General features: G+C 72.7%; 6 protein-coding genes and 1 tRNA gene. 5 read left to right on the forward strand and 2 right to left on the reverse strand.

The features are described from left to right. From HMPREF0731_RS23145 to HMPREF0731_RS11925, 5 genes are all read left to right on the forward strand, one after another. Positions 1-943, forward strand: a 943-nt coding sequence (locus tag HMPREF0731_RS23145) for a glycosyltransferase family 61 protein (RefSeq protein ID WP_007004385.1), incomplete at its 5' end; no start/stop codon positions are given. A 68-nt stretch (positions 944-1,011) separates the two neighbouring features. Next, positions 1,012-1,088 (forward strand) — tRNA-Trp (locus tag HMPREF0731_RS11910). A 170-nt stretch (positions 1,089-1,258) separates the two neighbouring features. Continuing rightward, positions 1,259-1,456: a preprotein translocase subunit SecE gene (secE, locus tag HMPREF0731_RS11915; protein ID WP_007004386.1), complete on the forward strand. Its 198-nt coding sequence runs from the start codon at positions 1,259-1,261 to the stop codon at positions 1,454-1,456. 15 nt (positions 1,457-1,471) lie between these two features. Then, the gene (nusG, locus tag HMPREF0731_RS11920) at positions 1,472-2,008 is read left to right on the forward strand and encodes a transcription termination/antitermination protein NusG (protein WP_007004387.1); all 537 of its coding nucleotides are present in this window, start codon (positions 1,472-1,474) and stop codon (positions 2,006-2,008) included. A 7-nt stretch (positions 2,009-2,015) separates the two neighbouring features. Beyond that, complete coding sequence (locus HMPREF0731_RS11925) at positions 2,016-2,543, forward strand: DUF2062 domain-containing protein (RefSeq protein WP_007004388.1); 528 nt, start codon at positions 2,016-2,018, stop codon at positions 2,541-2,543. Between the two features lie 61 nt (positions 2,544-2,604). Here the strand turns inward: HMPREF0731_RS11925 and HMPREF0731_RS11930 are convergent, their stop codons facing one another. Together HMPREF0731_RS11930 and HMPREF0731_RS11935 are read right to left on the reverse strand one after the other, a co-directional pair. Further along, on the reverse strand, positions 2,605-3,468 hold the full coding sequence (locus tag HMPREF0731_RS11930) for an efflux RND transporter periplasmic adaptor subunit (protein WP_007004389.1): 864 nt from the start codon (positions 3,466-3,468) through the stop codon (positions 2,605-2,607). After that, positions 3,465-3,674: a DUF1656 domain-containing protein gene (locus tag HMPREF0731_RS11935; RefSeq protein ID WP_007004390.1), complete on the reverse strand. Its 210-nt coding sequence runs from the start codon at positions 3,672-3,674 to the stop codon at positions 3,465-3,467. The genes HMPREF0731_RS11930 and HMPREF0731_RS11935 overlap by 4 nt, the downstream gene beginning before the upstream one ends. Between the last annotated feature and the right edge of the window lie 127 nt (positions 3,675-3,801).

Raw genomic sequence — 3,801 nt, forward strand, 5'->3', positions numbered from 1 at the left:
GCGCCAGCCCCGCCCGGCCGCCGGCGCGCCGGCCGAGCCGCGCCTGCTGCTCTGCCGCGACGTGGCGGTGGACGGCGCGGGGCTGGTCTGGAACGCGCAGGGGCAGGTGGCGCCGATCTATCACCGCCTGCTGCCGCCCGACCTGCCGCCGCTGCCCGAGGGGCCGGCGCTGGCGGAGGCGGTGCTGGCCACCGAGACACCGCGCAATTTCTACCACTGGTTCGCCGAGGGGCTGCCGGCCCTGGCCTGGCGGCTGCGCCCGGACGCGCCGCAATGGCCCATCCTCTACACCCCGCGCATCGAGGGCTTCCTGCGCGCCACCCTCGACCTGCTGGGCGATTCCCTGGGCGCGGCGCCGGAGCTGCGGCGGGTGGAGGCGCCGCTGCTGGTGGAACGCGCCTGGATCAGCCCGCGCGGCATGCAGTTCCTCTACCACGGCGCATACTTCGCCGACCTCTATGCCCGGCTGGTGGCGCAGGCGCTGCGGCAGGCGGCACCCGGCGTCACCGGGCCGCGCCTCTACCTCTCCCGCCGCGACGTGCCGCGGCGCGGCATCGAGAACGAGGCGGAGCTGGAGGAGGCGCTGCGGCGCCTCGGCTTCACCGTGATGACCTTCCAGGGCGTGCCCCTGGCGCGGCAGATCCGCGCCTTCCAGGAGGCGGAGGTGGTGGTCTCGCCGCACGGGGCGGGGCTGGCGCATCTGGTGGCGGCGCGACCGGGGCTGAAGGTGTTCGAGCTGATGCCCGCCTGGCTCGGCACCGAGAAGCTGCGCAGCTGCTACAGCCGCATCTCCGCCTTCCGCGGCCACCACCATGCGATGTGGCTGGAGCCGGTGGACCCGGTGACCCAGGGCTGGCGGGTGCAGCTCGGGCCGATGCTGGAGGCGCTGGGCCGCTTCCTCGACGCGCCGCGCCCGGGGGCGCCGCCGCCGCCGCCAAGCTGATTCCTGCCTCTCGACAGGGCGGCGGGCCTCGCCTATAGACGCCTCCTCGCGCAGCGTTGGCGCCGCGCAGGGGCGTAGCTCAATTGGCTAGAGCGCCGGTCTCCAAAACCGGAGGTTGGGGGTTCGAGACCCTCCGCCCCTGCCAGTGTCGCGGGTGCCGCCCCCTCCGGGGGAGGTGTCCTGGCCCTCGCCATGCGCTTCCGGGTCTTGCGGGGTGGCTCCGGTCCGGAGGCCGCCCGCGAAGCGTTTCCCACGGACCATACCGGTCGGGACGTCCAGCCTGGACCAGTCCGGCAACCAGTTAGGGTAGCGATTTTGGCGAAGCTCGATCCCGCGCTGTTCATCCGCGATGTGCGGCAGGAGGTGGCCCGCGTCACCTGGCCGACGCGCAAGGAGACGCTGATCACCACCGGCCTGGTGCTGGCCCTGTCCGCCCTGGCCGCCGTGTTCTTCCTGCTGACCGACAAGCTCATCCAGTTCCTGGTGAGCCTGCTGTTCGGCTTCGGCGCGTAAGACGGAGCGAGATCCATGGCCGACATGAAGTGGTACGTCGTTCACGTCTATTCGGGCTTCGAGAAGAAGATCGCGCAGCAGCTCAAGGAGCAGGCGGCGCAGAAGGGCCTGGCCGACCAGATCGGCGACATCCTCGTCCCCTCCGAGGAGGTGACCGAGGTGCGGCGCGGCCAGAAGATCAATTCGGAGCGCAAGTTCTTCCCCGGCTATGTGCTGGTGAAGATGGCGATGACCGATGAGGCCTGGCACCTGGTCAAGGACACGCCCAAGGTCACCGGCTTCCTCGGCGCCCGCAACCGCCCCAGCCCGATCTCCGAGGCCGAGGCGCAGCGCATCGTCCGCCAGGTGCAGGAAGGCGTCGACAAGCCGAAGCGCCCCGCCGTGGTGTTCGAGGTGGGCGAGCAGGTGCGCGTGGCCGACGGCCCCTTCACCAGCTTCAACGGCACGATCGAGGAAGTGGACGAGGAGCGCGGCCGCGTGAAGGTCTCGGTCTCCATCTTCGGCCGCGCCACCCCGGTCGAGCTGGAATACGCCCAGGTCGAGAAGGTCTGAGACCCCCATGCGCGCCCTGCTGCGGCGGGCGCGCGATTCCTGGGAGAGGCTGCTGGCCTCTCCCGGCGGGCCATCCAAGGTGGCCCTCGGCATCGCCGCCGGCGCCGCCGCGGCGATGCTCCCCGCCTTCGGGCTGCACCTGATCTTCGCCGCCGGTTTTGCGTGGGCGCTGCGTGGCAGCCTGCCGGTGGCCGCGGCCACCTGCCTGACCTTCGGCAACCCGCTCACCCATGCCGTGCTGCTGCCCACCGAATACGCCATCGGCCGGGTGCTGCTGCCGCCCTCCGTCGAGTTCCTGCCCGAGCATGGCCCGGCCTGGCTGATGGCAACCCTGCCCGCCGCCGAGGAGACGCTGGTGGGCGGGCTGGTGCTGGCCGTCGTCGTGGGCAGCGCCGCCTATGCCGCGGCGCGGCGCTGGGGAGGCTCCGCCTCCCCAAACAAACCAGATGATATCTGGGGAGGCTCCGCCTCCCCAGACCCCTCCGCCGGGGTGGCAGGGCCACCCCGGACCCCGCCATCAGACAGCGCCCACTGATGGCGGGGTCCGGGGGGACCCTGTCCCCCCGGCGGGGTTCCAGGGGCAGCGCCACTGGCCTTCAGTCTTCGATGACGCTGACCGTCGCCGTCCGCCCCGGGATCAGCCGCAGCCCCTCCGGCACCGCGTCCAGCTTCACCCGCACGGGCACACGCTGCGCCAGCCGCACCCAGGAGAAGGTGGGGTTGACGTTGGCCACCAGCCCGGCGCTGCGCTCGCGGTCCTCGATGCCGCCGGCGATGCTCTCGACATGGCCGGAGAGCACCCGGCCATCGCCCATCAGCGTCACCCGCACCGGGTCGCCGGGATGGATGCGGGCCAGCTTCGTCTCCTCGAAATAGCCCTGCACATGCAGGCTGCCGGCATCGACCAGCGCCATCACCGCGCTGCCGGCCGAGACATAGGCGCCGGGCCGCAGCGTCAGGTTGGTGATGGTGCCGGCGGCGGGGGCGCGGATCTCGGTGCGCGCCAGGTTCAGCCGCGCCAGCTCGCGCGCCGCTTCCGCCTCCTGCAGCGACGCGGCGGCGGTGGCCGCGTCGGAATGCGCCTGCTCCTGCCGCTGCTGCGAGACGATGCCGGCATCCAGCCGGTCATAGCGCCGCTCGTCGCGCCGGGCGCGCTCGAGCGAGGCGGTGCGGCTCTCCACCACCGCCTCGGCCTGCTGCAGCGCCAGGGCGAAGCGGGCCTGGTCCAGCCGGAACAGCGGCTGGCCCTGCGCCACCACGGCATTGTCCTGCACCAGCACCTCGGCCACGAAGCCGGAGACGTCGGGCGCCACGCCGATGATGTCGGCGCGCACCCGCCCGTCCCGCGTCCAGGGCGCCTCCATGTAGTAGCGCCACAGCTCGCGCGCGGCGAACAGCGCGGCGGCGACCAGCAGCAGGGTGACGGCGATCCGGATGAACCGGGCGAAGAGGGGCTTCATCGGGAGAGGCTTTCAGCCAGGGCGGCGACACCGCCCAGCAGCAGGAGGTAGAGGGCGAAGTCGAACAGCGCCGGGTGCCAGATCCAGCGATAGGCGCCGAGCGCCAGCAGGGCGCGGCGCAGCAGCGCGGTCAGCGGCAGGGCGATCGCCGCCCAGACCAGCAAGGCGGGCAGGTAGATGCCGTAGAGGTCGATTTCGGCGGTCATGCGGGCAGGCTTCCGATGGCCCTGTCGCGGGCGAAGGGGGAGGCGGCGTCGGGGAACAGCGCCATGCGCAGCCCACCCAGCGACAGCGCCGCCTGATGCGCGGCGCGGCCGGGGGACTCGGCCGCCG

The organism is Pseudoroseomonas cervicalis ATCC 49957 (genome assembly GCF_000164635.1).
Lineage (GTDB): Bacteria > Pseudomonadota > Alphaproteobacteria > Acetobacterales > Acetobacteraceae > Pseudoroseomonas > Pseudoroseomonas cervicalis.